This window comes from Allobosea sp. LC85 (assembly GCF_000735605.1).
Lineage (GTDB): Bacteria > Pseudomonadota > Alphaproteobacteria > Rhizobiales > Beijerinckiaceae > Allobosea.
The window spans coordinates 108,265-130,209 of record NZ_JPKG01000024.1; the positions used below are offsets into that span (position 1 = coordinate 108,265).

At 65.0% G+C, this 21,945-nt stretch carries 23 protein-coding genes; 18 read left to right on the forward strand and 5 right to left on the reverse strand.

Going from position 1 to position 21,945, the window contains the following annotated elements; all coding sequences use genetic code 11:
- The first annotated feature begins 132 nt into the window (after positions 1-132).
- Complete coding sequence (locus FG93_RS11980; RefSeq protein WP_043234681.1) at positions 133-1,647, forward strand: M81 family metallopeptidase; 1,515 nt, start codon at positions 133-135, stop codon at positions 1,645-1,647.
- Between the two features lie 117 nt (positions 1,648-1,764).
- Positions 1,765-1,959 (forward strand): DUF6494 family protein, encoded by a 195-nt coding sequence (locus tag FG93_RS11985; RefSeq protein ID WP_043234682.1) that lies wholly within the window; start codon positions 1,765-1,767, stop codon positions 1,957-1,959.
- A 183-nt stretch (positions 1,960-2,142) separates the two neighbouring features.
- Here the strand turns inward: FG93_RS11985 and FG93_RS11990 are convergent, their stop codons facing one another.
- Positions 2,143-3,117 (reverse strand): LysR family transcriptional regulator, encoded by a 975-nt coding sequence (locus tag FG93_RS11990; RefSeq protein ID WP_244448585.1) that lies wholly within the window; start codon positions 3,115-3,117, stop codon positions 2,143-2,145.
- Positions 3,118-3,185: 68 nt separating this feature from the next.
- Here FG93_RS11990 and FG93_RS11995 point away from each other — a divergent pair, with 68 nt between their 5' ends.
- The 11 genes from FG93_RS11995 to FG93_RS12045 all read left to right on the forward strand — a co-directional run bounded on the left by FG93_RS11995 (position 3,186) and on the right by FG93_RS12045 (position 13,452).
- Positions 3,186-4,343 (forward strand): FAD-binding oxidoreductase, encoded by a 1,158-nt coding sequence (locus tag FG93_RS11995; RefSeq protein ID WP_043234683.1) that lies wholly within the window; start codon positions 3,186-3,188, stop codon positions 4,341-4,343.
- The gene (locus tag FG93_RS12000; RefSeq protein WP_043234781.1) at positions 4,343-4,603 is read left to right on the forward strand and encodes a 2Fe-2S iron-sulfur cluster-binding protein; all 261 of its coding nucleotides are present in this window, start codon (positions 4,343-4,345) and stop codon (positions 4,601-4,603) included. Before FG93_RS11995 ends, FG93_RS12000 begins: the two co-directional genes overlap by 1 nt.
- The gene (locus FG93_RS12005) at positions 4,596-5,882 is read left to right on the forward strand and encodes an FAD-dependent oxidoreductase (protein WP_043234684.1); all 1,287 of its coding nucleotides are present in this window, start codon (positions 4,596-4,598) and stop codon (positions 5,880-5,882) included. The genes FG93_RS12000 and FG93_RS12005 overlap by 8 nt, the downstream gene beginning before the upstream one ends.
- 3 nt (positions 5,883-5,885) lie before the next feature.
- On the forward strand, positions 5,886-7,292 hold the full coding sequence (locus FG93_RS12010) for an aldehyde dehydrogenase family protein (RefSeq protein ID WP_081881486.1): 1,407 nt from the start codon (positions 5,886-5,888) through the stop codon (positions 7,290-7,292).
- Positions 7,293-7,317: 25 nt separating this feature from the next.
- On the forward strand, positions 7,318-8,226 hold the full coding sequence (dapA, locus tag FG93_RS12015) for a 4-hydroxy-tetrahydrodipicolinate synthase (protein ID WP_043234686.1): 909 nt from the start codon (positions 7,318-7,320) through the stop codon (positions 8,224-8,226).
- Positions 8,227-8,348: 122 nt separating this feature from the next.
- Positions 8,349-9,176 carry a transporter substrate-binding domain-containing protein gene (locus FG93_RS12020; protein ID WP_043234688.1) on the forward strand — a complete coding sequence of 276 codons (828 nt, stop codon included), beginning with the start codon at positions 8,349-8,351 and terminating at the stop codon, positions 9,174-9,176.
- A 49-nt stretch (positions 9,177-9,225) separates the two neighbouring features.
- On the forward strand, positions 9,226-9,888 hold the full coding sequence (locus tag FG93_RS12025; protein ID WP_043234689.1) for an amino acid ABC transporter permease: 663 nt from the start codon (positions 9,226-9,228) through the stop codon (positions 9,886-9,888).
- Between the two features lie 13 nt (positions 9,889-9,901).
- A complete protein-coding gene (locus FG93_RS12030; protein WP_052513668.1) occupies positions 9,902-10,681 on the forward strand; it encodes an amino acid ABC transporter ATP-binding protein in 780 nt (259 codons plus the stop codon).
- A complete protein-coding gene (locus tag FG93_RS12035; RefSeq protein ID WP_081881487.1) occupies positions 10,674-11,837 on the forward strand; it encodes a saccharopine dehydrogenase family protein in 1,164 nt (387 codons plus the stop codon). Before FG93_RS12030 ends, FG93_RS12035 begins: the two co-directional genes overlap by 8 nt.
- The gene (locus FG93_RS12040) at positions 11,834-12,568 is read left to right on the forward strand and encodes an aspartate/glutamate racemase family protein (protein ID WP_043234692.1); all 735 of its coding nucleotides are present in this window, start codon (positions 11,834-11,836) and stop codon (positions 12,566-12,568) included. The genes FG93_RS12035 and FG93_RS12040 overlap by 4 nt, the downstream gene beginning before the upstream one ends.
- A gap of 326 nt (positions 12,569-12,894) precedes the next feature.
- Positions 12,895-13,452 carry a L,D-transpeptidase gene (locus FG93_RS12045; RefSeq protein WP_043234693.1) on the forward strand — a complete coding sequence of 186 codons (558 nt, stop codon included), beginning with the start codon at positions 12,895-12,897 and terminating at the stop codon, positions 13,450-13,452.
- Between the two features lie 65 nt (positions 13,453-13,517).
- On the opposite strand, the gene FG93_RS12050 is transcribed toward FG93_RS12045, so the two are convergent.
- Genes FG93_RS12050 through FG93_RS12065 form a run of 4 tightly spaced genes read right to left on the reverse strand, consistent with a single transcriptional unit; the run spans position 13,518 to position 17,678 of the window.
- Complete coding sequence (locus FG93_RS12050; RefSeq protein ID WP_081881488.1) at positions 13,518-14,261, reverse strand: SDR family NAD(P)-dependent oxidoreductase; 744 nt, start codon at positions 14,259-14,261, stop codon at positions 13,518-13,520.
- A 10-nt stretch (positions 14,262-14,271) separates the two neighbouring features.
- Positions 14,272-15,564, reverse strand: a complete 1,293-nt coding sequence (locus FG93_RS12055; protein ID WP_043234695.1) for an ABC transporter substrate-binding protein — start codon at positions 15,562-15,564, stop codon at positions 14,272-14,274.
- Between the two features lie 55 nt (positions 15,565-15,619).
- A complete protein-coding gene (locus FG93_RS12060) occupies positions 15,620-16,915 on the reverse strand; it encodes an extracellular solute-binding protein (RefSeq protein WP_043234697.1) in 1,296 nt (431 codons plus the stop codon).
- Positions 16,887-17,678, reverse strand: a complete 792-nt coding sequence (locus FG93_RS12065; protein ID WP_043234699.1) for a FadR/GntR family transcriptional regulator — start codon at positions 17,676-17,678, stop codon at positions 16,887-16,889. The genes FG93_RS12060 and FG93_RS12065 overlap by 29 nt, the downstream gene beginning before the upstream one ends.
- 105 nt (positions 17,679-17,783) lie before the next feature.
- Here FG93_RS12065 and FG93_RS12070 point away from each other — a divergent pair, with 105 nt between their 5' ends.
- The 5 genes from FG93_RS12070 to FG93_RS12090 are packed head-to-tail and all read left to right on the forward strand — an operon-like array spanning position 17,784 to position 21,855.
- On the forward strand, positions 17,784-18,908 hold the full coding sequence (locus FG93_RS12070) for a mandelate racemase/muconate lactonizing enzyme family protein (protein ID WP_043234700.1): 1,125 nt from the start codon (positions 17,784-17,786) through the stop codon (positions 18,906-18,908).
- Positions 18,909-18,913: 5 nt separating this feature from the next.
- On the forward strand, positions 18,914-19,789 hold the full coding sequence (locus FG93_RS12075; protein WP_043234701.1) for a carbohydrate ABC transporter permease: 876 nt from the start codon (positions 18,914-18,916) through the stop codon (positions 19,787-19,789).
- On the forward strand, positions 19,782-20,615 hold the full coding sequence (locus tag FG93_RS12080; protein ID WP_043234703.1) for a carbohydrate ABC transporter permease: 834 nt from the start codon (positions 19,782-19,784) through the stop codon (positions 20,613-20,615). Before FG93_RS12075 ends, FG93_RS12080 begins: the two co-directional genes overlap by 8 nt.
- A gap of 35 nt (positions 20,616-20,650) precedes the next feature.
- A complete protein-coding gene (locus FG93_RS12085; protein ID WP_043234786.1) occupies positions 20,651-21,520 on the forward strand; it encodes a DUF6772 family protein in 870 nt (289 codons plus the stop codon).
- Positions 21,520-21,855, forward strand: a complete 336-nt coding sequence (locus tag FG93_RS12090) for a hypothetical protein (RefSeq protein ID WP_043234704.1) — start codon at positions 21,520-21,522, stop codon at positions 21,853-21,855. Before FG93_RS12085 ends, FG93_RS12090 begins: the two co-directional genes overlap by 1 nt.
- Positions 21,856-21,945: the final 90 nt, after the last annotated feature.

Sequence of the window (21,945 nt, forward strand, 5' to 3'; positions counted from 1 at the left end):
ATCTAACGGGAGGTCGCTTCCACCTGTCAAAGCAAAGTCGTTTCTCCAGACGGAATAATGGCGCCTTGATCCGAAACGATCCGGCGTCCGAAATGGCGCCACGCCGCCACCTGTCGAGATTGGGTCCCCAGCATGTCACGCCCCCGCCGCATCCTGCTCGCCGCGCTGTTCCACGAGACGCATAGCTTCGTCGACGAGATCACGACCCTCGCCGACTTTACGATCCGGCGCGGCGGAGAGGTGTTGCAGCGACGCGGGGACGGTTCCACCCTTGATGGTTTCCTGGAGGTGGCTGAAGCCGAGGGCTGGGAGGTCGTGCCGACGATCGACTACACGGCCCTGCCCTCGGGCACCGTCGAACAGGCTGTCTTCGACCGCTTCCAAGATGAGTTCGACGCAGGGCTCAGGGCAGCGCTCGCAAATGGCGGCCTCGACGGCATCTGGCTCGCTCTGCACGGTGCCATGGTGACGTCGGCCTGTCTCGATCCGGAGGGCGCCTTGCTCGCCCATATCCGTGCGGTGCCCGGCTGCGAGAGCCTGCCGGTCTTCGGTGTCTTCGACCTTCACGCGAATTTCACCGCGGCCATGGCTGCGCACGCCAATGGCCTCGTCGCCTATCGCGAGAACCCGCACACCGATGCGCGGGATTCAGCCAAGCGCGCGGCGCAGCTGCTCGCACGGGCCCTGAACGAGAACAGCCTTCCGCGCATGTTTTCGTGCAACGCCCCTGTCATGTGGCCGCCGACAGGGACCGGAACGGCCGACCGGCCGATGCGCGAGCTCGAAGCCATGGCTCGCGCGGTCGAAACCGAAGATCCCGCAATCTGGGCCGTCAATGTCGTCGGCGGCTATTCATTCTCCGATGTGCCGGAGGCCGGCGTCGCATTCTGCGTGGTCACCACCGGAGCCGAAGCTAAGGCGCGCGAAGCCCTGGCGCGGCTCACTGAAACGGCCGTGACCTTGCGCGCCTTCGGCTTGCCGAGCGAGTGGGATCTCGACGGCGCCGTCGCGGAGATCCTGCGTTTGCCGGGCGGCCCTTATATTGTCGTCGAGCCGGCCGACAATATCGGCGGCGGCGCCCCGGGCGACGGCACATCCGTGCTGCGGGCGTTCCTGCGCCATGGGGTTGGGAACTGCGCCGTCGCCATCGCCGACGCGGCGGCGGTTGCTGTGCTCGCCGGCGCCAGGCCGGGCGATGTGCGCAGGATCTCGGTCGGCGGCAAGGGTAGCGCCATCGCCGAAGGCCCGGTCGAGATCGAGGCCCGGTTCGTCAGTTCCAGCGACGGCGACTTTGCGCTGGAGGACCTGAACAGCCACCTTGCGGCCTCCCAGGGCGCCCATTTCAGCATGGGGCCCTGCGCGGTGGTGACCACCGGACGCGGCATCAGCGTGCTGCTGACCAGCCGCAAGACACCGCCCTTCGACCTTGGACAGTTCCGCTCGCAGGGCATCCATCCCGAGACGCTGAAGGCGATCGGCGTCAAGGCGGCCGTCGCGCATCGACGCGCCTACGACAAGATCGCCAAGGGCAGTTACACGGTCGCAACGGCCGGCCCCTGCACCAGCAAGATCGCGTCGCTGCCCTACACGCAGCTCCGCCAGCCCGTCTTTCCGATCCATGCGGATGACGCGCTGGACGATCGCTGATCGGGGCCCCCGATGCCAGAGAGCGGTACGCGCTCAAATGCGCGGGTGCTGCCGCTGAGCTTATCTGGGTGTATCACCGATGCACCCGGCCCTTGGCAGCGACTTTGGAGAACGATCATGGATGAGGACCGTTTCAACATGGCCATCCGGAAATTCCTGAAGGAGGTAGGGGTAACCTCTCAACGGGAGATCGAGCGCATCGTGCGCGAGGGAGACCTGCAGGGACGCGTCGTGCGCCTGCGCATGTCTCTCACGTCAGACGACGCGCCCTCGCTTCAGCATGTTGTCGAAACGACCATCGACCTCCGCTGAGGGATTCTGGCGGAGTGGTCCAGAAGCCCCCCGCACGGGAGCATCGGCAATCCGTCGCTTCACCTGGATGCCGGGGTCGCGGCGCTCGTCCTCGCGGCATCCACCTGTAGCAGGGCATTACCCGGCGATCGCGAAGTCTCCCGCTGTGTATCGAATCTGCAAGAATTGAGTAAACTACGGATTCTAATAGAATTTGATCAGATCTGCACATAATTGCCGCAACGATTTGACATAGGTATTATTGAACAGAAAAGTGGCCTCTCCAAAATAAATCGGAATCTCCGGAAACCCATCTATATTGACTTTTGTTACATTCGGCTCCTGCTCCCCCAGGCACCATTCTGGAATGATCGCAAAGCCGAGGCCGGCCTCGACACATCTCTTGACGCTTGAGCTGCCCGACGTCGAGATCGCGATCTCCATTTCGGAGTCTTGCGGCCTGAGAAAATCGACCGCGAGATTGCGAAGGAGCTGGCCTGGCTCATAGGTCACGAACGGCCGGCCCGCCGCCCAGTCCTTGATACTGCTCGGCGAAGGAGGATCCCCCCAGGTCGTCGGGAAGATGAGCGCCGGTCGATAGGTGCAGACGAGGTGCTGCGGAACGTTCGGGTCCCCGAAATACCGTTCGGTGATGCAGACATCCAGGCTGCCGTCCTTGATCAGTTCCGAGAGCGACGTGTCGCGCTCATAGGCCACGATCTCCACCTGGGGGTAACGCTCACGGAAGCGAGCCAGGACCGGCGGCAGGAGATAGTAGAAGATGGCTTGCGGAAGCCCGATGCGCAGGACCGGACGCTCCTTGTCCAGGGTACGATCGAGCCGGGCCAGCATCGTGTCCAGTTCAGGCAGCAGCAGCTTGTAGAGGCTGCGTCCGCGCGGCGTCAGAATGACCGTCTTCGCGCCTTGCTCCGAGACCACCAGGCGCTCTCCCAGGACCTGCTCCAGCCTTCGGACATGATTGGCGGCGGACTGATAGCTCATGCCGAGCTTGCGCGCGGCCGCAGAATAGGAGCCGTCGCGCGCAACGATGAAAAACGTTTGGATGAGCGTCAGGTTGGCGTCACGCATGGTAGCCCTTTCCAGGAAAGCGACCCGCATGTCCCACAGCCAAAGGATCTCCGCCACTTTCAAACAATGAGGCAAGTCGGCGCCGATCATTTGGATCGACCGGCTGGGCGAAGCGGAAGAGGTTCGGCGCACCTCTTCTGGGAAACAAGATCGCCGTCATGGCCCGCCCTTCCTCAATGCATGTCGCCGTGGTTGGCGCTGGAATTGTCGGCGCTGCCGCCGCCCATTTTCTCGCAGCCGCTGGCACAAGGGTCACGGTGCTGGATGCGTCGGGCCCGGCAGCCGGTGCGACCGGCGCATCCGACGGCGCGGTCTCCGTGGCCAGCAAGCGCCCGGGGCCCATGATGGAGCTGGCCCGCCACGCCAGGGCCTTCTACGGCCAGCTGGAAGCCGAGGGCGTATTCCACGGGCTGTTCCATCGCCGCTCCACCTTCCTGATTGCGCAGAACGCGCTTGAAGCGGAACTCGTGTCGCAGCACGGGGCCGACCTCGCCCAAGCCGGCGAACGCGTCATCGCGGTCGCGCGAGCCGAGCTGATGAACCGCATCCCCGGTCTTGGTGAAGGCGTCACGGCCGCCCTCGAGATTCCCGATGACGGCCACGCGCTTGGATACCAGATCACCTCGCGCCTGCTGCAGCGGAGCGGCATCGTCGTGCGGCGCCGGGCGTCGGTCTCAGAGATCGTGGTGCGGGATGGCCATGCCGTCGGTGTCGCGCTCGCGGGCGAAATCCTGTCGGCGGATGCTGTCCTCGTCGCGGCCGGCATCGGATCGGCCCATCTCCTGAACCTCGGCGACATCCTTATCCCCCGCAAGGGACAGATGATCGTCACCGATCGGGCAAGTACCGGGCGCCCCGCCATCGACGGACACCTCATGGGCGCTTCCTATCTCGCAGCCAAGCGCGGCATCGTTCTGGACAGATCGCATATCGGCCTCGTCATCGATCCGCTGGTGACCGGCCAGTTCCTTCTGGGCGGAAGTCGCGAGGACAATCGCAGCGATCATCGGACAGACGCGGTGACCGTGTCAGCCATCTTGCGGGCAGCGCTCGAGCTCTATCCACCGCTCGGAGCGCGGCGTGTGGTGAGAACATTCGCGGGCGTGCGCACAGCCTCCCGGGATGGGTTGCCGATCATCGGCAGGCATCCGCATGTCGACGGGCTCGTCGTCGCGACCGGCTTCGAGGGCGACGGCATCTGTCTCGGTCCCTTCATGGGCGAATCCGCGGCGCGAATGATCCTGGACCGGCCGCTCGCCGCCGATCTTTCGATGCTGACGCCCAGTCGTTTTGCCAGGGCCGAGGCCTGCCAATGATGTCGCGGATATTCTGGAACGATCGTGTCGTGCCCTTCCGACCCGGCGAGACGATTGCAGCTGCGTTGGGCCGGGCCGGCATCCTCAGCCTGGGTCCGGAAGGCGGGCCGGTGCGCGGGCGTGTCTTCTGCGGCATCGGCGCGTGCCAGGCTTGCGTCGTCTCGGTCGAGGGTGGTGCACCGGTCGAGGCGTGCCTGACGCTAGCCACGGGCGGATTGAGAATCGGGTCCATGCCTGCGGTCGGAGGGCGCAATGACTGACGCTCCGATCCTCGTCGTCGGCGGCGGACCGGCCGGGGCGAGCGCTGCGGCTACTCTCGCTGAGGCTGGATTGCGTGTGCTTCTGGTCGAGCAGCGCGATCAACTTGGCGGCGCGATCCATCGCCAGCCGGCCCTCGGCGCGGCCCACACCGTGCACGCGCCCGCCCGGCACCGACGCAACTGGGCCGAGCTCGCACGGCGTATCGATGCCGCCGGCAGCCGCATCGAGTTGCACACTGGCACCGTGTTCCTCGGCGTCGACGGAGATGGCCGCCATCTCTTCGACGATCGGGCGACCGGCAGGGTCGTTGCCCGCACGATCCGTGCGGCAGTCATCGCTGTCGGAGCGGTCGAGAAGATCCATCCGTTCGAAGGCTGGGACCTGCCGGGCGTCATGACGGCGGGCGGAGCTCAGGTCCTGCTCAAGGAAACCGGTGTTCCGCCGACTGGGCCGACCCTGGTCGCAGGGACGGGACCCCTTCTTCTTGCCGTGTCCGCACAGCTTGCCAAGGCGGGCAACCCACCGGTCGCAGTGCTGGAGCGGGGGCGTCCATGGCTTCGCGTCAACGCCCTGCTGCAAATGGTCGGGGCAGGACAGCAACTCGCCGAGGCGGCCTCCTACGCCGCCACGCTCCTGTCGCACTGGGTGCCCTACCGGACAGGAACCGACATCCTCTCGGTTCGCGAGGATGCTGCGGGCCTGGAGGTTCGGGTCAGGCGCAGTGGCTCGGTTCACAGTCTCCGCGCCCGGCATTTGCTGGTGCATGACGGCATCGAGCCTAACCGGGTCGGCATACCCATTCCGGATCCCGAAGCAGCCGTTCCCGTTGTTCTTGCCGGCGACGGCCGCGAGATCCTCGGCGCGGACGCGGCCATCCTGGATGGCCGCCGCGCGGCCTGCATGATCCTGGCGCGCCTGGGGCTGCGGCTTCCCGACGCGCAAGTCGAGGCCAGGCTGAAGGCGGCGCGGAATGTCCAGGCCGCCATCTCCAACATGTTCCGCTCCGCCTTGCCGGAGCCCACTCCCGAGACGCTGATCTGCCGCTGCGAGGCGCGCCGCCTCTCCGACTTCAGATCGCTCCCGGACGATGCCTCGGCACGGGAGATACGTCTCATGGGCCGGTTTGGGATGGGAGTCTGCCAGGGGCGTTTCTGCGGCTCGACGATCGCTGCCCTGCGCGGCGAGGCCGTGCCTTCGGTCATCCCACCACGCTGGCCCCTCCGGCCGGTGTCCTTGGCAGCACTTGCCGACCTGAAGACAGATGAGCTGGAGTCCTAGACCGTGACCATCACCCTTGTGAAACCCACCACCGTCACGTCCGCTTCGCCGACGATTGCGGTGTTCAATCCCTACTCGGGCGCCAGAATTGGCCAGGTCGCAGTTGCCGACGAGGTTGCGGTCGCAAAGGCTCTGCACGGCGCGCGCCGGGCGTGGCGCGAGTTCCGCTTCAGCACGCCGGCAGAGCGCAAGGCATTGCTCTACCGCCTTTCGGAGCTTCTCGCGGACGAAGCCGATGATATGGCCAGAATCATCTGCGCCGAGGTCGGCAAGACGATCACCGAGGCTCGCAATGAGGTCCGTCGCGCCCAGAACACGCTGCGCCTGTCCGGCGACGCGGTGACCGTGCTGCATGGCGAGGTGCTGCCGACGGCGATCGTGCCCGGCGCGCCCAGCAAGCTCGCGTCGATCACCTATGAAGCCGCCGGCGTGGTCGGGGCGATCACGCCCTTCAATTATCCGCTCAACCTGCTCTGCCACAAGCTCGGCCCCGCGATCGCAGCCGGTAACGCGGTCGTCGCCAAGCCGTCGCCGAAGGCGCCATTGGCGGCGGCGCGCCTGGCCGAACTCGCTGCCATGGCCGGCTTTCCCGCAGGCCTGTTCACCGTCGTGCATGGGGGGGCCGAGGTGGCCGCGACCATTGCCGGCGGCGATATCGACATTCTGAGCTTCACAGGTGGCCCCGCAGCCGGGCTGGCGCTGAAGAACGCCTCTGGCCTGGTTCGATGCTTGATGGAACTCGGCGGCAACGATCCGCTGATCGTCATGCCCGATGCTGATCTTGACCGTGCGGCCGAGGTCGCCATTGGCCATCGCTTTGAAATCGCAGGGCAAAGCTGCGCTGCGGTAAAGCGTCTCTTCCTTCACGACTCCATTCGCGAAACCATGTTGGAGCGCATCCTCGAGAGGATCGAGGCCGTCCGTACCGGCGATCCTGCCGATGCCGACACGGTCATGGGAACCGTCATCGACGAGCAGGCCGCCATTGAGGTGGAGCGGCGCGTCAGGCTGGCCATCAGCGATGGCGCAAAGCTGCTGGCGGGCGGTCTCCGAAAGGGGACGCTCTTTGCTCCGACGCTCCTCGACGCCGTCTCCGAAGACACCGACCTCGTGCGCTCCGAAACCTTCGGCCCGGTTCTGGCAGTGCGCCGCTTCAGCGACGTCGGCAGCGTCATCGCCGAGGTCAGCGACGGCATCTACGGCCTCCAGGCCGGCGTCTTTACCAACGATCATGCGCTGGTGAAGCGCTTCTCGCGCGAACTGCGCGTGGGCGGCGTGATGATCAACGAGGGTCCCGATTTCAGGGCCGAGAACGTGCCGTTTGGCGGGATCAAGTCCAGCGGCCTGGGACGCGAGGGCATCCACATGACCTTGCGGGAAATGAGCGAGACCAAGGTCGTCATCGACTGACGCCTCGGGAAAAGGGAATTGCACAATGACCGATAGACAACTTCGCCAGCGCCTGGCTGGTGTCTTCACCGCCCTCGTGACGCCTTTCAGGAACGGCGCCATCGACACCCCCGCTCTCGAAGCCTTGATCAAGAAACAGCTGGAGGCGGGAGTGGCCGGGCTTGTGCCGGTCGGCACCACGGGCGAGGCCGCGACCCTGACCGACAGCGAGGCAGAGGACGTCATTCGCACCACGGTCGCGGCGGCGAAGGGCCGGGCCTTCGTGATGGCCGGCGCGGGATCCAACGCGACGAATCTGGCCATCAGGAAAGCCGAGCGCGCGCAGGCCCTCGGCGTCGACGGTCTCCTGATCGTCACGCCCTATTACAACAAGCCCTCGCAGGCTGGCCTGTTCGACCATTTCTCCGCCGTCGCCGCGGCAGTGGACATCCCGATCATGCTCTACAGCGTGCCGGGACGCACCGGGGTCGAGATCGCGCCGGATACGGCGGCGCGCCTCGCGAAGGCCCATGTTAACATCGTCGGCATCAAGGAGGCCGGCGGCAAGGTTGAAAGGATCACCGAATTGCGCCGTGCCCTCGGTGATGAATTCGTGATCCACTCGGGCGATGATGGGCTCACCCTTCCCTTCCTCGCGGTCGGTGCCGACGGCGTGACGAGCGTCGCCTCGAACCTGCTGCCCAAGGACATCGTCGCTCTGCACAAAGCCTGGATCGCGGGCGAGACAGACAAGGCGCGGCGCATACATCAGGCGCTTTTCGACGTGGTTGGACACCTCTTCATCGAGAGCAATCCGGTTCCCCTGAAGGCAGCCCTCGCCCGCGCCGGAGCCATCAGCGCCGAAACGCGCGCGCCGCTCGCTCCATTGCGGCCGGAGAGCCTTGCGGCGCTCGAGGCGAGCCTCAAGGCCTACGAGGCGACCGCCAACATATAAAAAAACCGGTAGGACGCGCGGCTACTCTCGCATTGTTCGCGAGGGTGGCTCCCCTACGCTGACATCAATCCGGATATCGGAGCAAGGCCGAGCACATCGGCGGGGAACGGAGTTTAGACCACATGAAACAAGTCCTTCGGGCAATCTGCGCCGCCGGCCTCTCGCTGCTGGCGCTTTCGGGAACAGTCAGGGCCGAGGACACCGTGGAGGCCGTGCGCGCTCGCGGCGTTCTGCGCATCCCGGGAATTCTCAATGAGGATCCCTATTTCAACAAGGATCCGCGAACCGGCGAATGGCGTGGCTTTGCCATCGAGATGGCCAGGGACATCGCCAAGACGCTGGGCGTCAAATTGCAGGTCGTTGAATCGACCTGGCCCAATTCGATCCTGGACGTGCAGAGCGGCAAGGCGGATCTGGCCCTGGGCGTAACGGCGACGCCGCAACGGGCGCTGTCGGTCGCGTTCTCGCAACCGACCTACTTCAACAGCTTCGTCATCGTCTCGCCCAAGCCGGAATTGTCGAAGCGGAGCTGGGCGGAGCTCAACGATCCCAAATACACCTTTGCCGTCGATCTCGGCTCCTCCCAGGATCTCATCGCGCAGCAATACCTGCCGAAGGCAAAGATGCTTCGGTTCAAGTCCCGCGATGAAGCGATCGTCGCCGTTGTCACTGGCAAGGCCGACGGCCTCGTGAACACGATGCTCAACGGCCTCGTCATGGCCAAGAAGGCGAGCGGCATCGGCAAGGTCATGGTGCCGCAGCCCGTGCTCTCCACCCCCTCGGTGGTGGCGATGAACTGGGGGACCGACGAGAAGTGGAAGGCCTTCATCTCCTCCTGGGCCGAATACAACCGTCGCATCGGCAACAACCAGACCTGGATCGTGAACAGCCTGGAGCCATTCGGCATCACGCTGGACGATATGCCCGAAGGCTTCGGCTTCGGCGGCTGAACTCCCAGGCGGCTCGCGAGGGCCGCTTCCACGGAAGGCTGGAGAGAACATGTATACGTGGAGCTTTGCCCCGATCCTCCAGGCGAGCGATCTCTTCCTGTTGGGGGCGTGGATCACCGTCGTCTATACGATCGGCTCGATCGCGCTTGGCCTGATCCTCGGCCTGGCGGTCTGCTTCGCGCGGCTGTCGGGCAATGGACCGCTGAACTGGTTCGCGCAGGGTTTCCAGGAGCTGTTCCGGTGCACCCCCCTGCTCGTGCAGCTTCTCTGGATCTACTACGCCTTGCCGCTCATTCTGGGGATCGACATCCCGAACTGGGCGGCTGCGATGACGACGCTCTCGCTCTACGCCGCCGCTTTCTATGCCGAAGTCTTCAGGGGTGGCATCGTCTCGATCGACAAGGGGCAATCCGAAGCAGGCGCGGCGATCGGCATGTCGGGTTGGCAAGTCATGCGCAGGATCGTGCTGCCGCAGGCGATCCGCAGGATGATGCCCGCCTTCATCAACCAGTCCGTCACGCAGTTCAAGAACACCTCGCTCGTCTCGGTCATTTCGGTCGCAGACCTCACCTACATGGCGACCGTTGTGAACGGGCAGACCTATCGCCCGCTGGAAGCCTACACCGCTGTCGCGATCCTCTACTTCGTCATCCTGTTCCCGGTCACGAAATTCGCCGACGTCGTCGAGCGCCGCATGCGCGCGGGCAATTGAGGAAAGGCGTTCCATGACCTCCAAGCCTTCGTCCGCTTCTTCCGGCTCCCTCCTGGAAGCCTCCGGCGTCACCAAGAACTTCGGGGCCCTGAAGGTGCTCCACGGCATCGACCTGGCGGTGAAAGCCGGTGAGGTGCTCTCGATCATCGGTCCTTCCGGCTCGGGAAAATCCACCTTCATCCGCTGCATGAACATGCTGGAAAGGCCGGATGCCGGCGATATCATCTTCCGCGGCAGGCGCGTTGGCCTGAAACATGTCGGCGACGCCCATTTCATGGGCCAGGGCGAGTTGCGGCGCCATGTCGGCATGGTGTTCCAGCACTTCAATCTGTTTCCCCACAAGACGGTTCTGGAGAACGTGATCGAAGGACCGGTCATCGTGCAGCGCAAGCCCCGCGCCGAGGCCGTCGAGATCGCGATGGACTATATCGCAAAGGTCGGGCTCGCCGAGAAACGGGATGCCTGGCCGAACCAGCTTTCCGGCGGACAGAAGCAGCGCGTCGCGATCGCGCGGGCCCTGGCGATGCAGCCGGATGCCCTACTCCTGGACGAAGTCACGAGCGCGCTCGATCCCGAGTTGGTCGGCGAGGTTCTCGGCGTCGTGCGCAGCCTCGCGGATCAGGGAATGACGATGGTCATCGTCACCCATGAGATCTCCTTCGCCGCCGACGTCTCAGACCGGATCGTCTTCATGGAAGCCGGGCGCATCGCGGCGGAGGGCTCGCCGACCGAAATTCTGCGCAGCCCGAGCAACGAGCGCCTCAAAGCGTTCCTGTCGCGCTTCCATGCCTGATGCCCCGATGAAAAGCCCTGGGGAGAAACCCCGCCCGTTTTCTGTCGTGATTGTTGGTGGCGGCCGAATTGGTTCGGCGCTGGCGATCCTGCTCCGCCAGGTCCCGGAGTTCGACGTGGTGATCGTGGACCCGACCGAGCCGGCTCGGGTGAACGCTCGCAATCTCAATCTGCGCCTCGTGGACATCGATCCGGGGAATGCATCGAAGCTGGACAGCCTGCTGGCCCGGTCCGACGCGGTGGTGGCCGCGCTGCCATCATCCGCGACGCCTCCCGTAGCCGCGGCCGCCCGGCGCAGCGGCGTGCATTACCTTGATCTGAGCGACGATACGCCCGGCCTCGAGGCCGTTCGACGGGAGGCCGCGTCGGCCCCGGCCTGCTTCGTTCCGCAATGCGGCGTGTCCCCGGGGCTGATCTCGCCGCTGGTGCTGGACCTTTTGTCCAGGGGCGTGATGCAAGCCGAGGTGAACGTCCGGATCGGCACCTTGCCACGGCATTCGACCAACCGGTTCGGCTACGGCCTGACATGGGATGTCGATGCCCTGCTGCGCGAATATCTGCAGCCTTCGACGGCGTTGATCGACCGCAAGGTGACAAGCCTGCCCCCGCTGTCCGAGCAGGAGCAGCTCCGTCTCGACGACAGCCTCTACGAGGTCTTCGTCTCCGGAAATATCTCCCTGAGCCTGTGCACACGCCTGGAGGGCTGTGTCGACAGCCTGGTCTCCCGGACCATCCGCTATCCCGGCCATCTCGACTACATGAAGTTCCTGCTGGACGATCTGAAGCTGCGGCACCGGGTGGATCTGCTGCGGAACCTGTTTCTGAATGCGCTTCCCGAGATAGACGACGACCGGCTCCTGATCTTCATCACGGCCGTCGGCATGCGGAACGGGCGGCGTATCGAACACCGGTTTGCACGCCACGTCGTTCCCGCGACGATCGGCGCCGTATCGTTGAGCGCGATGCGGCGGACAGCGGCATCCCATGTCGCCGCTATTCTGGACCTCATCCGGGAGGGGCGGCTGGGCGGTCCCGGGCTGATCGCTCAGGAGGATATCCCGATTGACGCATTGCGCGCCAATCGCTTCCTGTCGTGGTTCTTCGACGGGATCGCCACAGCTTCGGCCGCGCACTCGAGCATGGAAACGGCATCGTGAACAGCAACCTCACTCCCACGCGGACAAACGGCGTCGTAGCCGATCTCGGGATCGGCGTGCTCATGCTCGACACGCAGTTCCAGCGCCTGCCGGGCGATATCGGAAATGGAACGACATGGTCGTTCCCGGTGCAGTTTCGCGTTGTGCGCGGCGCGAATCCGACTGCGGTGGTCCATGGGCAAGCCGCCGGACTGCTCGAACCTTTCATCGCTGCGGCGCTCGATCTCGTCGCGACCGGCGTGCGCGGCATAACGACGAGTTGCGGCTTCCTGGCGCTCCTGCAGAAGGAGATGGCGGCCGCGCTGCCGGTACCGGTGGCGACGAGCAGCCTGCTTCAGGCGCCGGTCATCGAGGCGATGCTGCCCGCCGGCCAACGGGTCGGTATTCTCACTTTCGCCGCGGAAGCGCTGACACAGAAGCACCTCGCTGCGGTTGGCGTCAGGACGGACACGCCGATCGAAGGCCTGGCGCCGGAGAGCCTGTTTCGTCGCGTCTATGGTGGCCAAGGCGGGATCTCGGATTTCGCGACGCTCGAGCGGGAGGTCGTCGATGCAGCACTGGCGCTCGTAGCCAGGCACCCCAATGTCGGGGCGATCCTGTGCGAATGCACCAACCTGCCGCCTCATGCCGCTGCGATTGCGGAGGCAACCGGGCGCCCTGTCTTCGATATCATCGGCTTCATCGACTGGTTCGCGCGCAGCTTGACGCCGCCAAGATATGCTCGGCGCTGAACGGCGCCCCGACCTGATTGGATGGTGGCGGCACATCTTGGGCGAGCAGAACGCCTGGCGCCGCGCTCCTCGCCGCCGGGGGTACAATGAACGCGCAGTGACAGCGTAGTTCAGAACAGCCGTGTCGGCGGGCAACGCACGCAACATACCCCGCCGCAGGCTGGCATTCGCGGAATGGTCCGAAGCTGGTCTCTACGACATACGCCCGCTCCGGTTGTTAACTGGGCTTTGCTGTAAGCATGGCGGAAATGCGCTAGCGCATTCCGTCTTGACCTTCCCTCCATTTCCCCCTTGGATCTTCAAAGGGGGGCGTTGCAGGGAAGACCATGCTGCGCGCTATGATTTTCTTGGTTACGGCGTTGACACTATCAGCGCCCGCCCAGGCCTACGACAATGTGGTCAGCCGCGGGCTTGCCGACTTCCTCAACATCTTCAGCGAACAGCCGATCCCTCGCCAGATCGTGCCTTGGGGCAGGCAATATGCTCCTGGCACAATCGTCATTTCAACGAGCCAGCGGCGGCTTTTCTACGTGCTCGGGAATGGGCAGGCGATCCGCTATGGCGTCGGCGTCGGGCGGCAGGGCTTTAGTTGGTCAGGGACCAAGATGGTCACGAGAAAGCGCGAATGGCCGGATTGGCGGCCACCGGCGCAGATGCTGAGACGCCGGCCTGATCTGCCGCGCTACCTGCCGGGCGGGATCGATAATCCTCTGGGTGCACGTGCGCTCTATCTCGGATCGAGCCTGTATCGCATCCATGGCTCCAATGAGCCCAACACGATCGGGGCTGCCGTGTCGTCGGGTTGCATCCGGATGACCAATCGCGACGTTGTCGACCTCTATGACCGCGTCGGGACCGGAACCAAGGTCGTTGTGCTGCGGTGACGAGAAATCCCTCGGCCACAGCGTCATGAGCCCCGCATCCTTTGCGAGAGCCGCCCGCCGGGGTGCTACAGTCGCAATCCGCCATCGACGGCAATCTCGGCGCCGTTGATATAGGCTCCCTCGTCGCGGCAAAGCAGCAGCACCACTCCGGCGCAGTCCCGTGGCGCGCCGATGCGCCCGAGCGGCACGCGCTCCAGGACCGCCGCTTCATAGGCGGGGTCGGCCAGCACGGCGCGGTTGCGATCGGTCAGGATCGCGCCGGGCTTGATCACGTTGAAGGTGACATCCGGGGCCCGGACGGTGCGCGCGAGATTCAGGATCATGCTGGTCTGGGCCGCCTTGGTAGCGGCATAATAGAGGCAATCCGCATTGGGCCTGGCCTCCTGGACGCTGCCGATCGCGATCACCCGGCCAAAGCCGCCCGCGATCATGCCGGGCAGGAAGGTTTGGATCAGGCGCACCGTGGCATGGAGATTGACTTCGCTCTGCATGGCCAGGGCGCGATCACTGACAGCGTCCCAATGCTCCCTGATCTCGGCAGAAGCACACAGCACCAGGATGTCGGGAACGAAGCCCCGGGCGTTCAGGTCCTCACGCATTCGGCCCGGCATTTCCGGGTCCGCGAGATCCGCGATCAGGCCGCTCGCGTTCAGCCCGGCCGCAAGCAGCGGCGCAAGCGCCGCCTCGTTTGCCGCCGCATCACGGTCGTGCAGCACAGCATGGGCGCCGGCCCGGGCCAGTTCCGACGCCACGGCCAGACCAATCCCCCGTGCCGCGCCAGTCACCAGGGCGACACGACCTTGAAGCATTTGCACCCGCCTAGCCGAGCAGCGGGCGAACGCGCTTCACCGCGTCGTCCATCGCCAGTTGCGGCGGCTTGATGCCGAGCACGGCGGCCTGCGTCTCCTCGATGAAGATGTCGTGGGCGCGCGCCTGCTCGTCGAAGGCCGGAAGGTGAATGCGAGAGGCCTTGAGCGCTGCCGCCTCGTTGGCCGCATAGGGCATCGCGGCAATCAGCGCCGGGTCGGCATAGGTCGAGATTCGGACCGGGCCGTTGCCATTCAGTGCCATCGCCTTGGTGCCGGCCTTCGACGAAAGAGCCCGGATGAAATCCCAGGACAGCGGCTTCTGCTTGCTGTTCTTCGGGATCACCAGCGACCAGAACTCGACCGTTGGCGCGAATGCCATCTTGCCGACGAGGTCGGAGGCCATCGGCGGCAGCAGCGACTTGAAGCGCCCGCCATACTTGCCCTTGGCCGGATCGTTATAGGTCACCAGTCGGGCGAAGGGGTTGATCGTCATTGCCGCCCTGCCCTGCTGCATCCAGGTGGTGATCTCCTCGTTGTTGACGGTCGCGAAATTGCGCGGCAGCACGCCCGCCTTGTAGAGATCGGCGAGCACCGTCAGAGCCTTCACCATCGGCGCCTCGGCCGCGACGAGCTTGCCATCGCTGGTCATGTAGTCGCCGCCGAGACAGCGGGCGAGCGTCAGGAAATTGGAAGCAAAGACCGCGGTGAAGGCAAGACCGTTGACCTGCGTGCCGTCCTCGCGCTTGAAGGTCAGCTTGCGCGCCACTTCGATCAGTTCCTCGAAGGTGGCGGGCAGCTTGGTGATGCCGCGTTCTTCCAGCAGGGCCTCGTTATAGATCAGCGCATTGGTGGCGTGGCGCACCGGAATGCCGTGCAGGGCGCTATCGATCTTCAACGGATCGACCAGCCCCGGCGCGAAATCGGCCAAATCCTCTACCGGCGCATCCCTGAGCAACGCATCCAGCGGCTCGAACAGCTTGAGATTGCGCGGCACGGCGCGACCATTGAGCAGGTAGGCGACATCGATCGAGGTCTCGGTCAGCGTGACCTCGCGCAAGAGGCGCTCATGGATGGCGTTGACGTCGCCGAAGGTGACCCAGTTGACCGCCGCGCCCGCCTGCTTGCGCCAGGCTTCGGTGGCATCGCCGCCCGGGCCCGTCGTGGCCGAGGTCTGATGGACGCGGTGCCCGAGCGCGGTCACGGTCCGGGCCTGAGCGAAGGCGCGGCCCGGCAAGGCCAGCGACGCTGCTGCTCCGGTGGCGAGCAGTCCGAAGCGGCGGCGCGAGAGTGAGCAATTGTCCATGGCATTCCTCCAGATGATGCTCCCGCGCTGTGCCGCGCGGTTGTTCAAAGATGGTTCAGGCCGGCAACAGCGGCTGCACGCGTTTGACGAGCGAGGACATGGCCTCCTCCGGCGTCTTCATGCCGAGCACGGCGGCTTCGGCCTCTTCCTTGAACAGATCGCCGGCGCGGGCCGCCTCGTCGAAGGCCGGCAGCGGCACCCGGGCCACCTTGAGCACCTTCAGCTCTTCCGCCGCATAGGGAACCGTGTTGGCAAAACCGGCATCGGCATAGGTCGAGGCGCGCACCGGGCCGTTGCCGTTGAGGGCAGCCTTCAGGGTCGCATCGTTCCCGGTCATCGCCTTGATGAAGCTCCAGGCGAGATCCTTGCGCTTGGCGTTCCTGGGGATGACCATGCCCCAGAACTCGACCTTGGCCGGTGCGGCGTCATATTTGCCCGCCAGCGTCTTCGAGGCGGGCACGGCAACCGTCCTGATCTTGCCGGGAAATTTCGACTTCTGCGGGTCGTTGTAGATACGATTGCGGCCCATGCTCTGCAGGCTCATCGCGGCGCGTCCGGTCTGCATCCAGACATTGACGTCCTCGGGCGAGAGCGTCGCGAAATTGCGCGGGAAGGCACCGGCCTCGAACAAGGCGCGCAGGAGCTTGATGGCGTTGAGCATCGGCGGCTGGTCCGCGACGCATTTGAAGTCGGGCGTGATGAAGTCGCCGTCCCAGGCGCGGGCGATGTCGATCACGTTCGGGTAGGTGACGCCGGGCATGCACAGGCCCACAACCGCGGTGCCATCGCTGCGGCGATAGGTGCAGGCCTTGGCGATCTCGACCAGTTCCTCGATCGAGGCCGGCGGCTTCGAAAAGCCCTTCTCGGCCAGCAATTCCTCATTGTAGTGCAGCCCCGATGAGGCGTGGCGGAACGGAATCGCGAGCTGCTTGCCGCCGACCTTCATGCCCTCCATCAACCCGGGGAAGATGTCCGCCGGGTCTTGCAGAGGATCGCGGCTCAGGTAGGCGTCGAGCGGCTCGAACAGATTGGCGGCGCGCGGGATCACCTGCGTGTTCAGTACGAAGCCGACATCGACGGTGCTTTCGGAGAGGCTTGCCTCGCGAAACAGCCGCTCTTGCAACGGACCGGTATCAAAGGTCGTCCACTGGATCGTGGCGCCGTTCTTGTGCGCCCAGTCCCTCGTGATGTCGCCGCCTTGTGAACCGGTCGCGACGGTCTGCATCACGCGATGTGCGAAGACGTTGAAAGGACCGCCCTGCTGCGCGAAGGCCGGAGCGGCGCCGGCAAAGCTCAGGCCGATGAAGCCGCCCAGGACCTGCCTACGGTCCAACCCTGTTCCTGCCGTCATGATTGTCCTCCCCGAGTGTCGCGAGTTCCGCGATGGCGGCTTCTGCCGCTTCGAAATGCTTGTTCATGGCCATTTCCGCCGCCTCGGCGTCGCCGGCGCGGATCGCCTCGACGACGCGGACATGGCGCTCATAGGTCTTGCGCCAATCGGCCTGTGTGCGGGCGCTGCGTGAGTTGAAGATCTCCATCACCTCGCGGATCACCGGCCGAAGGCCCTGGATCTGGAGATCGAGCAGGCGGTTGCCGGCGGAGGCGGCAATCGCCTCGTGAAAGTCGAGATCTGCCTCGATCCAGCGCGGCACGTCGCCGAGCGACGCCTCCATGCGCGCCAGGATGCCGGTCAGACGCTCGATATCAGCAGGCGAGCGACGCTCGGCGCTGTAGCGCGCAATCGGCGGCTCGAGGATACGGCGCAGTTCGACCGCCTCGGTGAGCCCGGTCTTGCTGCCTCGCACGGCGAAACGGAAAAAGCGGTCGAGCGGAGCGGCATCGAGTGCCTGGACGCGCGTGACCTTGCCCTGCTGGATGTTGACGACGCCCATGGCTGCGAGCTGGCGGATCGCCTCGCGTGCGATCGGCTTGCTGACTCCAAACGATGCGGCAAGCCGCGCCTCGGACGGAAGCGCGTCGCCCGGCTTGAGCCTGCCATCATGGATCGCCTGGGTAATGCGCGCGATCAGCGCATCCCCCAGCCGCGTCGGCACGACATCGGAGGCGCCAAACGGGTCGCTGTCGATCTCGCGCAATGTCGCGGCTTCGGTCATTCGTATCCTCCACTTTCATGATTGACAGATACAGAGCAGGTTTGCAACTGATCAACCTATCAGTTAGGTTGATCACCATTCCCGCAAACCAGGGACCGATACCAGATGACCGGCCGTAGCATCGCCAGGATCCTGTCCCATCCCCTGCGGGCAAAACTCGAGAAGACGCAGCGCACGTCGCAGGGTGACTATCCCGCGATCGAACTCGTCGTCGTCGAGGTCACGACCAGCGACGGCATCACCGGCTACGGCGAGGCGCTCGCGCGCCGCGGTGCCGCCGGCTATGCCCGCCTGATCGACGATACGCTGAGCCCGCGGCTGATCGGCAAGGACCCCGCAGATCGGCGCGCGCTGTGGAAGCTGATGCGCAACGCCCTCTCCGGGCGGCCGGGCGGGCAACTGGTCGAGGCAATATCCGCCGTCGACATCGCTCTCTGGGACATTGCCGGCAAGGCAGCAGGCGAACCCATCCACAAGCTGCTCGGCGGCATGGGCCGCCGCCGCGTGCCCGCCTATGCCTCATCGATCAACTGGCTCGACGACGCGACGGTGGAAGCAGAGGTCGCAGCTGCGTTGAAGGCCGGATTCCGCGAGATCAAGGTCAAGCTCGGCCATCCCCTGAAGGATGCGATCGCGCGCGCAAATTTCATCCGCAAGCTCGCCGGCGACGATATCGCCCTCTATGTCGACGCCAACTGGGCCTATGACGTCGACGACGCCATGATCGTCGGGCGGGCGCTGGCTGATCTCGGCTACGGCTTCTTCGAGGAGCCGATCGCACCGCATGACCGCGCGGGTTATGCCCGCCTCGCGCAACACCTGCCGATCCGGCTTGCGGCCGGAGAGAGCGACTATGTCGCGAGCGAGGCCCTCGTGATGCTGCAGGACCGCTCGCTCGGCCTGATCCAGCCGGACGTCACGCGCTCGGGCGGCATCACCGAGACCTGGCGCATCGCTGAACTCGCTGCGAGTTTCAACACGGCCTATGCGCCGCATGTCGGCTGGTCTGGCGCGATCTGCGTTGCCGCCAGCCTGCAGCTCGCCGCTGCGGCCGAGAGCCTGCGGACCTTCGAGTGCATGGTCTACGCCAATCCGCTGCGGGACAGCCTCTCCACACCGGTCGTTGGCGAAGGTCACCAACTCGTCGACGGCATGCTCGACGTGCCGCAAGGCCCTGGACTCGGCATCGAGATCGATCGCGAGATGCTCGCGCGCCACCGTATCGCCTGAGCGTCATGGCCAGCCGCACGCCCTTCTCCGCCCTCGCGCTCGTCAGTCCGGTCCAGCTGATGGTCGGCGGCATCATCTTCCTGCCGGCGATCTACGTGTTCTGGCTCAGCCTGAACCAATCCTCCTTCGGGCAGGCAGCCAGCTTCGTCGGCCTCGCCAACTACGCCAAGGTGCTGGGCGACCCGTATTTCTGGCGTGCACTGATCAATACGGTCATCGTCGTTGCCGTCGTCGTGCATGTCGAGCTGCTGCTCGGCCTGCTCATGGCGCTGTTCTTCGCCTCGGGGGTGCCCTTCCGGCCTCTCCTGCTCGCCATCGTGCTCGCCCCCTATGCGGTCAGCGAGGTCTCGGCGGTGGTGATGTGGCGCTATCTGTTCGAGCCCGATGTCGGGATGATGAGCCAGGCGCTCGCCTGGTTCGGGCTGCCACCGATCGAATGGGCCGTGAAACCGTCGCACGGCCTCTTCATGGTCTCGCTGCTCTCGATCTGGCTGCACCTGCCGTTCAGCTTCATCATCATCTACGCCGCAAGGCTCTCAGTCCCGGACGAGCTCTACGAGGCCGGCGCGATCGATGGTGCGACGGGCTGGACCGCATTCCGCCGCATCACCTTGCCACTCCTGATGCCGGCGCTGCTGATCGCGGCCCTGTTCCGCTACATCTTCGCCTTCCGGCTGTTCTCCGAGGTCTGGCTGATGACCGGCGGCGGTCCGGCACGCACCACCGAGGTGATGGCCGTCTATCTCTATCTTGAGGCGTTCCGGTACAACTCCTTCGGTGCCGCGGCCGCGACCGGCTGGTTGCTGGTGCTCGCCTCGCTCCTGCTTGCGCTGTTCTACCTGCGCTCTCTCTACCGGGAGATGTTCAGCAAACATGCGTAGGCGCTCGTTCCCCCTTGCGGTCCTGAAGGCCTTCGGCGTCCTCGCGATCGCCGCCTGGTCGATCCTGCCGATCGCGCTGATCGTGATGTCGTCTTTCAAGTCGGACCGGGACATCTTCTCGTTGACCTCGCGTTTCAGCTTCACGCCGACCCTGGCGAATTACGAGCTGCTCTGGAGCCGCTGGGGCGACTTCTTCCACGGGCTCTGGAACAGTTTCCTGGTCACGTCGGGAGCGACCGTGCTTGCCGTCACGGTTTCGCTGCTCGCCGGGTTCGCCTATTCCCGCCACGCCAGCAGGGGCCTGCAGGCCAGCGCCTTCTTCCTGATCTTCATCCGGCTGATCCCGCCGATCGTGATCACGCTGCCGCTCTTCCCGGTGGTGAACTGGCTCGGGCTCAACGACACGCATCTCATCCTGATCGTGCTCTACGCGACCTTCTTCGTCTCGCTCGGCACGATCGTGATGCGCACCTTCATCGACCAGATCCCGCGGGAACTCGACGAGGCGGCGATGATCGACGGGGCCTCGCAGTTCCAGATCATCCGGCGGGTCATCTTCCCATTGGCCGCGCAAGGCATGCTCGCGGTCGCCGTCTTCGTCATCGTCTACGCCTGGAACGAGTTCCTCTTCGCCTTCATCTTCACCACGACCAAGGCCAAGACCGCGCCGCTGGTCGTCGCCGAGATGATCGGCGCCGTCGAGGGCGTCGAATGGGGCGTGCTCTTCGCCGCCTCTGCCGTCCAGCTGCTGCCGGTGCTCGCCTTCGTCATCCTCATGCAGAAACACCTCGTCGCGGGCCTGACCGCCGGCGCGGTGAAGGGGTAATCCCAATGACCTCGACCAGTTCCCAACTCGATGACATGCGCCGTGCGATCCGCGAGGCGGATCCGCAACTCAGCCGCTTCGATCCCTTGCCTCGCATCATCTGCCTCGACGATTTCGACCGCGGCATGTGCGGCTGGACCCAGCTCGTCGGCAATTACGAGGAGACGCTCGATGCCATGCTGCCGGGCTATGCCCAGCACTCGCACGCCATGCTCTCGACGCTGCCGAACTGGGATTTCGGTTCGCATGGCGGCGTCGACGGCTCCTATGCGCTGAAGATCGCGACGCGGCCGAAGAAGGGCGCACAGAACGTCGCGATCAAGCGCCTGACCTTCCGCAAACCCGGGCCGATCCGGCTCGAGGCCTATTTCAGCTTCAAGCCGGAGGCGACGGAACTGCAGCTCTCCGAGACCGACATCCGCTCGTTCGGCTTCCTCTACGACCTCCAGGTCGGCGACCGGCATGGCGCGGGCGGCGAGCGCGTGATGCCGCATCTGCGCTTTCTCAATGCGCTCGACGGCGAGCATGTCCAGAAATGGCAGTTCAAGCGCCGCACCACGCCGATCAAGCCGATCGGCTCCGCCGGCAAGACGATCTCGCACTACCATCTCTCGCCGGACGACTGGGAGGACCTGCCGGGCGGCGAGCAGCGGCTCTGCTACAACGAGATCCCGACCAAGGTGAACTGGCACTATCTGCGCTTCGACTTTGATCTTGCGACGATGCGCGCCACCGGCTTCCAGGTGAACGACCGCAGCTTCGACATGAGCAGCTATGAGTCGATCCGCATCCCGGCGATGAGGAACCTCTGGTGCATGCTCAATCTCGGCTTCTTCGCCGAGACCGACACCAACAAGCGCGCCTTCGCCTATCTCGATTCCGTCTGCCTGTCGGGAGATTTCTGATGCTTCCCGAGAACCTCACGGCCATCGTCGCCCGCAACGAAAGCTGGATGGGCGAGGCCGCAACCGAGCCCTACGAGGCCGGCTGGGCCAAGGAAGCCATCGTCTTCGTGCGCGCCCTCAAGCCCCCAAAGGGCACGCTGCCGCAGGCCCGTATCGAGATTTCGGCCGACGGGCTGCACTGGGTGCCGGAAGGTTCGCTCTTCGATCTGCCGGCGAGCGAGAACGCCGTGACCTTCCAGCGGCTCGCGCATTTCGGGAATTTCCTGCGTGTTGCTGTCTCGCTGCCGGCCGGCGCGGAAATCACCGTGCTGGTAAGCCTGCACTTGAAGGCGTGACCGCAGCAACAGTCTCCGAGGCCGTTTGCCAAGAGCGCGGAATGCTCTTGGCACGGTAGTGAAATCAGCCATCCGTCATCGCGAACCGCT

What these genes read in the sequence shown, in the direction of transcription:
- FG93_RS11995 (WP_043234683.1), top strand. Translation starts at nt 3,186, where the DNA reads ATGGCCCGCCCTTCCTCAATGCATGTCGCCGTGGTTGGCGCTGGAATT.
- FG93_RS12000 (WP_043234781.1), top strand. Translation starts at nt 4,343, where the DNA reads ATGTCGCGGATATTCTGGAACGATCGTGTCGTGCCCTTCCGACCCGGC.
- FG93_RS11990 (WP_244448585.1), bottom strand. Translation starts at nt 3,117, where the DNA reads ATGATCGGCGCCGACTTGCCTCATTGTTTGAAAGTGGCGGAGATCCTT.
- FG93_RS12035 (WP_081881487.1), top strand. Translation starts at nt 10,674, where the DNA reads ATGCCTGATGCCCCGATGAAAAGCCCTGGGGAGAAACCCCGCCCGTTT.
- FG93_RS12090 (WP_043234704.1), top strand. Translation starts at nt 21,520, where the DNA reads ATGCTTCCCGAGAACCTCACGGCCATCGTCGCCCGCAACGAAAGCTGG.
- FG93_RS12075 (WP_043234701.1), top strand. Translation starts at nt 18,914, where the DNA reads ATGGCCAGCCGCACGCCCTTCTCCGCCCTCGCGCTCGTCAGTCCGGTC.
- FG93_RS12030 (WP_052513668.1), top strand. Translation starts at nt 9,902, where the DNA reads ATGACCTCCAAGCCTTCGTCCGCTTCTTCCGGCTCCCTCCTGGAAGCC.
- FG93_RS12045 (WP_043234693.1), top strand. Translation starts at nt 12,895, where the DNA reads ATGCTGCGCGCTATGATTTTCTTGGTTACGGCGTTGACACTATCAGCG.
- dapA (WP_043234686.1), top strand. Translation starts at nt 7,318, where the DNA reads ATGACCGATAGACAACTTCGCCAGCGCCTGGCTGGTGTCTTCACCGCC.
- FG93_RS12065 (WP_043234699.1), bottom strand. Translation starts at nt 17,678, where the DNA reads ATGACCGAAGCCGCGACATTGCGCGAGATCGACAGCGACCCGTTTGGC.
- FG93_RS12070 (WP_043234700.1), top strand. Translation starts at nt 17,784, where the DNA reads ATGACCGGCCGTAGCATCGCCAGGATCCTGTCCCATCCCCTGCGGGCA.
- FG93_RS11980 (WP_043234681.1), top strand. Translation starts at nt 133, where the DNA reads ATGTCACGCCCCCGCCGCATCCTGCTCGCCGCGCTGTTCCACGAGACG.
- FG93_RS12050 (WP_081881488.1), bottom strand. Translation starts at nt 14,261, where the DNA reads ATGCTTCAAGGTCGTGTCGCCCTGGTGACTGGCGCGGCACGGGGGATT.
- FG93_RS12085 (WP_043234786.1), top strand. Translation starts at nt 20,651, where the DNA reads ATGCGCCGTGCGATCCGCGAGGCGGATCCGCAACTCAGCCGCTTCGAT.
- FG93_RS12080 (WP_043234703.1), top strand. Translation starts at nt 19,782, where the DNA reads ATGCGTAGGCGCTCGTTCCCCCTTGCGGTCCTGAAGGCCTTCGGCGTC.
- FG93_RS12020 (WP_043234688.1), top strand. Translation starts at nt 8,349, where the DNA reads ATGAAACAAGTCCTTCGGGCAATCTGCGCCGCCGGCCTCTCGCTGCTG.
- FG93_RS12060 (WP_043234697.1), bottom strand. Translation starts at nt 16,915, where the DNA reads ATGACGGCAGGAACAGGGTTGGACCGTAGGCAGGTCCTGGGCGGCTTC.
- FG93_RS12025 (WP_043234689.1), top strand. Translation starts at nt 9,226, where the DNA reads ATGTATACGTGGAGCTTTGCCCCGATCCTCCAGGCGAGCGATCTCTTC.
- FG93_RS11985 (WP_043234682.1), top strand. Translation starts at nt 1,765, where the DNA reads ATGGATGAGGACCGTTTCAACATGGCCATCCGGAAATTCCTGAAGGAG.
- FG93_RS12055 (WP_043234695.1), bottom strand. Translation starts at nt 15,564, where the DNA reads ATGGACAATTGCTCACTCTCGCGCCGCCGCTTCGGACTGCTCGCCACC.
- FG93_RS12005 (WP_043234684.1), top strand. Translation starts at nt 4,596, where the DNA reads ATGACTGACGCTCCGATCCTCGTCGTCGGCGGCGGACCGGCCGGGGCG.